Genomic DNA, 6142 nt, shown 5'->3' with positions numbered 1-6142 from the left:
ATGTCTTCCCGAAGCAACTTGTCAATTATTTGATGATGCTTCACTATTATTAATGCCAGCAGAAACCCGTTTACCCGATAGTTCACATTGGAGTCATGCTAGTCTTACCGCAGCGATGGCAGGAGCATTATCAGGGTATGATTTAACAACAGAAGATTTAACTCAAAATGGGGAAGCCAATAAACCTTTATCCCATCCTTATTTAGCTAGTTTTACCTTTTCCCCTATTCAGGAATTAATCAAAGCTAGTCGAAAAATGCGAGATTTTTGGGCAGGGTCTTGGATTTTACACTATCTTTCTGCCAAAGTTTCTTGGACATTAGCGAATATTTACGGACCGGATTGTTTTATATATCCTAATTTATATCAACAACCTTTAATCGATCATTGGTTATTACAAAAATATAGTAAATTCGGATTTAATCAATGGATTAAGCAACCAAGTCAACGCAGTTTATTAACGGCAGGATTTCCTAATGTACTTGTCTTGGTACTTCCCAAAGATAAAGTAGAAACTGCTATGCAAACAGCTAAAAGTACCTTAATTAGTGAATGGTTAAATATTAGCAAATTAGTCTTTAGTGAGTTAGAAGAAAGATACTGGATGAAGTCACTATCTTTTGACCATAAAACTTGGAAAGGATGGTTAAAATCTCAATGGCAAACCTATTGGACGGCGGTTCCTATTGGAGTTGATAAAAAACAGGAAGATCAAGAAGGTCAATTAGAAAAGATTGCCTTAACCAGTAGTGAAATTTATCGAGAAAATGAAGAAATTAAAGATAGTGAAATTATTGAAAAAGATCGTAGTTGGGTAGCCATTCAAAATCAAGCTTATGGATTAAATGAAAATACGGCTTTATTTTTAGAAAAAGAATTAACTTTTTTACAAAAAGCAGCCAAACTCCGTCAAGACCAGCAAAACAAATATCCTTTTAATACTAATATAGGTTCTTGGTGGGCAGCTATATTTGATCAAACTCGTTTAGCTTTAACCGCCGTAAAAAATGGTAGAGATTGGCAAATACCAACAGCTTTTAGTACCCGTTCAACAATTTCTGGATTAGGTTCTGTTGTTCATCCTAGTGATGATTGGATTGAAGAGGGAAAAACAAAAGCTTTATGGAAAAGACAAGCAGGATTATTTGATGGAATTGAACAACTGAATGCAACAGAAACAGTTAAAAGAGGACTTCATTTAGTTTTACCTAAATTATTAGAATTAGAAGCCGATAAAATTCAAATGAGTTATCCTGATTTAACCGCAGGAATGGCCGGATATTTGAAAAATGGCACAAGTGAAGATTTAGAACATTTTGAAAAAACCTCTAAAGCAGTTATTAACGAATATTTAGCAGAACATAATAAAATTCCTGATGAAATAACAGACAAATGGGGGATTCCTTGGGCAGATACTAATCCTACTATTAAATATCATCCTCGTTTACTTAATGCAGGATGGTTAGTCGAAGATTTAGAAAAAGAATCGACGGCTGAAAATAGACTTAAATTACAAAAATTAGTCAAAGATTATTATCCTAGTAATAATCCCACTGATTGCTATATAATTGCTGCTGGTGATGGGGATGGAATGAGTGAATGGTTGAAAGGTGGCAAACTAAAATCTTATGGACATTACACTCCTGAAAACTTAAATGTAGAAGGAGATATTGCAGAAGCTTTTAACGAATTTTTAACCGTACCTAAACGAATGGGGCCATCAACTCACAATGCTTTAAGTCGTGCTTTGCTTGATTTTTCTAACCAATTAGTTCCTTATTTAACCGAAGAAAGGTATGCAGGACGATTAATTTATAGTGGAGGAGATGATGTTTTAGCTTATACTAATTTATGGGAATGGGATAATTGGTTATGGGATATACGTCAATGTTTTCGAGGAGATAAAGATCCACTAGGATTTAATAATGATGGGACATTTAATTTAGAAAAAAGTGAATTTAAAAACGAAGGAAATTATTGGCAATGGAACCAAGAAAATAAACCCAATCATTTAGCAGAGCGTCCCTTATTCACAATGGGTCAAAATGCGACAATTAGTTTTGGAATCGTTATTGCTCATCATTCAGTTCCTTTAGCGATCGCTTTAGAAAATCTTTGGGAAGCAGAAGAAGAAGCCAAAGAACATTACATTAACGAAAATAACCATAAAACTTATAAGGATGCCGTTCAAGTGAGAGTAATTTATGGTAACGGTAATATCCTAAAAGCCACTAGCAAATTTGAAGTGTTTGAACAATGGAAAAAATTACTCAGAATAAATGAGTTAGAAGCCAGCTTATTTGAACAAGCCGCCACCCTTTGGACTCAACATCCTATTCCTATTCAAGAGGCGATTAAACCTTGGACAGTTGCTTTTTGTAGCCGTCGAGAAACCCTTAATGATGACATCAGAAAAAGCTTTCAAACAGCCCTATCAAAATTTATAGAAGATTTGTGGACAAATACTTCAGAGGAGCAATTAAATCAAGACGTTCAAAGTTGGTTCAAACTAACAGCTTTTGTTCTTCGCAACCGTAAAATTAAATTAGGAGGAAAAGCTTAATGATTTGGTACACTCTAACTCCTACTGATGTTTTATTATTGCGAGATGCAAAACCTTTTACCCCTGGCGAAAGAGCATGGGCAGGTAGTATGTTTCCTCCAAATGGACACACCATTGCTGGAGCTTTAAGAGGACTGTTGGGTAAAAAAGATGACTTTCAAATAAAAGGAGTCTTCTTCGCCCGTGAAAGCAAAACAGAGGGGACAAATCAACCTGAGATGACTCTTTATTTACCCCGTCCATTAGGCTTTGTGGGGGATCAATCTCTAATTCCTCTCAACTGGAATCCAACCTTACCTTTAAATCATATCTTTTGGGATCACACTAAACCTTGTCCCTTAACCACTTCAAAACAAGCTGAAAATAACGAAACAGAGGAGAAAAACTATCGTCAATATCTTCCTTATTCTGCTGTTTTACACTATCTCGAAAATGGAAAATTTGAAAAAGATGATTTATTGCTTCCTAATGTAGACAAAAATCATCCTGATTATGAACCCCCAAAACCTTGGATAATAGAGACTCGCTCTCATAATGCTATTCAAACAGACACCAAACAAGTTAAAGAAGCTGATGGTTATTTCGTTGAAAATACCATCAGAATGCTACCCCGATGGCGTTTAGCGATCGCCGTTGAGCAATCTACTCATGAGGAAATAGAAAAACTTTCTTTAAAAAAAGAAAATTTGTTGACATTAAGACTAGGAGGAGAAGGGCATCGAGTCGTTATGGAAAGATGTGAAACCTTAGATTCTCAATGGAATAAATTACAAGCTCAATCTAATGAAAACTTTAAAACAGAAGGAAGAAAGGTCTCTTATTTAATTACTCCAGGGGTGTTTGAAAGAGATAAAAATGGACAAGCAATGTGTCGGCCTTATCCTTGGGAATGGAAACTTGCTCATACGGTTAATAATAATCAAAATCAAGATGATCCTCATCGAGTTTTGGTGAGTGTGGCTACGGCAAAAGCTTTACCTATTAGTTGTCGAATGAGGGATAAATATGATGGCGACAAAAGTATTCCTGCACCTCAAGTCTTTGCTGCACCACCAGGGAGTCAATATTACTTGGAACAACCTAAAATGCTATTTCAGGAGCAAGAAAATGCTTCTATTAAAGCTAAACGTTGGCGACAATTAGGTTATTCTGAAATGCTTTGGATTTCTGTTAATTATTAAACTTTTATTACATTCTTTAAGTAATTTTATGGCAAGTATTATTCTTTCATTTGTTGGTAGTCAAGATCCTTATTCAGAGAAAAATCATGAAGAAGGTTCTCTTGTTACTTTAGTTCGTCATTTAGTCAAACAATCACAAGAAATCCGAAAAATTGGTTTATTGTACACAGTAGATACTCAACCTCAAGCTGAATTAACAAAAGATTGGTTATGTTCAGAAGTCAAAATATCAAGTGATCTTATTGAACTTCACCAAGTTTCTGTAAAACTTTCTGAAGATCCAATCAATGTTGAATCAGCTTTAAAAGAAGCTCATACTTTTTGTTCTAAAATCATTGAATCAAAACAAAATAATGATATAATAGAATTTAATTCTTCTTCAGGAACACCAGCTATGAAAACAGCTTGGGGAATTTTACAAGCTTCTGGCTCTTGGGGAAAAAGCAATCTTTGGCAAGTCCGAAATCCTTTTCAAATGAAACCTCATCAATCTAGGGTTTTTGTAAATAATGTTAACGTTGTCAAAAATCAATCTGATCTCAAGGTAATTAAAAAACAATTAAAAAACTATAACTATTATGGAACTTTAGAAACCTTAAAAAATAGTGGCTTTTCTCAAGAGCTAATTCAAGAATTAATAGAAGCCGGTGCATTTCGTTTAGCCTTTAACTTTGACCAAGCTTTTTCTTCTTTGAAAAAGATAGATAATTTAGCTCTTGATAGTTGGGAAAAAGATATTATTAAACTAAGACAAAGGAATTCTTCTGCTCTTTTAAAAGAAGTTTACTATAAGGCAGAAATTAATCTCCGTAATCAAAAATATGCTGACTTTTTAATTTTAGTTTTTTGCTTTCAAGAAAATCTGCTTAGATATTTGGTTAAAAAGATGATTCTTCCGCCTCATCAAGTTGATAAAAATTGGAATAAATTAGAAAAGGATAAAACTATTAGTAAAACGATTCAAAAGTTTGATGAAGGAAAGCTCAAAAACCATCTCGAAAATTATCGTTTAGTTAATGGAGAAAAAATCAAGCTTGACTTTGAGCGGTTTTTAAATCGAATAGTTTTAAAAGCAATTCTTGATTATCAACAAGAAAAACATAAATTCTTACTTCCTCTAATTGAGTCTTTGGAAAAATACTGTCAAACCCGTAATGATTACATTCATAATTTAGAGGGAGTCCCTAAACTTTCACCTTCAGAATCTGAGCCAATCATGAACAATATAAAGGATATTTTGCAAGAAATAACCACAATTTCCCCAACCAATCCCTTTGATATTCTTAATGACCAAATTCTCAAAAATATAACACCAATTACACAAGGTTAAATCTATGAAAGACTTTAGACTCGGTTATTTATATAGTTTATCTCCGATTCATTGTGGAGGTGAAGGAGACTTAGGCAACATACTAGAAATTGCTCGTGAAGTTCATACTAATTTTCCTTATCTTCCTGGTTCTTCTCTTCGAGGCAGCATTAGAAACGAAGTAGAAATTCTTAATGCTGATGCTGCTAATAATCTATTTGGTAAACAACTTGATAATGAAGGACAAATGGGAGTGCATCAAGTTTGGTTTGGAGATGCACGGTTATTATGGGTTCCCATGCGAACTATGGCTCTCAACGGGAGTACAGATATCTTTACTTGGGTGAGTTGTCATTCTTTGATTCGAGATCATGCCATTATCTCTCAACTACCTTTTGTCAATTTTCCTGATTATGCTGTGGGAACTCGTGCTGGTACTTATGTTGTTGCTGATGCTCAAATTAGTGTATCAAAACTGAATGAAGAACATCAAAAGGCGATCGCTTTTTTAGGAGAGTTTCCTGACTCTCTTAAAAATTCTGTCAAACCTGCTTGGGACAATAATCATCTTGTTCTTCCTGATAGCGATTTTCAAGTTTTAATGGAACATTCTCTTTGGACACAGGTAAGAAATAAAATTCAAGAAGATAGTAATGGAGCTAATCAAGCAGGATCGGCTGAAGTTTTTTGGACAGATATTTGTCTTCCTCGTGACACCATTTTTTACTTACCTTGGGGTTATAATGTATTAGCTGAGCATCCTATTACTTTTGATGAACATGGACTATTAATGGAAGTTATTACAGGTTTAGTTCAAGTGGGTGGACAAGCTAATATTGGTCGCGGATGGGTACAAAGTTGGGTCAGTGATCGTACTTTCTCCTTTGATGAAAATAAAGAAACTTAGCAGAGGTTTAAAGACACATTATGCCTAACAATCGTAAAAATCGACAAAAAAATCTCATCAAAATCAGCCATCAAAATCAAATAAGACGAAGCGACTTCTCCTCAATCTCAGTCTAATCCACCATCTTCTTCTGTAAATCTGTTTCTTCTCAAATAAAGATTCGATAAATACATCCCAGAGAG

The 6142-nt window shown here is 34.5% G+C and carries 4 protein-coding genes; all 4 read left to right on the top strand.

Features of this window, described 5'->3' with window-relative positions; all coding sequences use genetic code 11:
- A partial coding sequence (gene cas10, locus CY0110_RS27200) for a type III-B CRISPR-associated protein Cas10/Cmr2 (protein ID WP_008278880.1) occupies positions 1-2563 on the top strand: 2563 nt, incomplete at its 5' end.
- Positions 2563-3744: a type III-B CRISPR module-associated protein Cmr3 gene (locus CY0110_RS27195; RefSeq protein ID WP_008278879.1), complete on the top strand. Its 1182-nt coding sequence runs from the start codon at positions 2563-2565 to the stop codon at positions 3742-3744. The genes cas10 and CY0110_RS27195, both read left to right, overlap by 1 nt.
- 28 nt (positions 3745-3772) lie before the next feature.
- Positions 3773-5074, top strand: a complete 1302-nt coding sequence (locus tag CY0110_RS27190) for a hypothetical protein (protein ID WP_008278878.1) — start codon at positions 3773-3775, stop codon at positions 5072-5074.
- A 4-nt stretch (positions 5075-5078) separates the two neighbouring features.
- Positions 5079-5960, top strand: a complete 882-nt coding sequence (locus CY0110_RS27185) for an RAMP superfamily CRISPR-associated protein (RefSeq protein ID WP_008278877.1) — start codon at positions 5079-5081, stop codon at positions 5958-5960.
- Positions 5961-6142 lie beyond the last annotated feature (182 nt).

Origin of the sequence: Crocosphaera chwakensis CCY0110, from assembly GCF_000169335.1 — a bacterium.
GTDB classification, from domain to species: Bacteria; Cyanobacteriota; Cyanobacteriia; order Cyanobacteriales; family Microcystaceae; genus Crocosphaera; species Crocosphaera chwakensis.
Note: the sequence above shows the minus strand (reverse complement) of the source record. Positions and strands in the feature narration are given on the sequence as shown.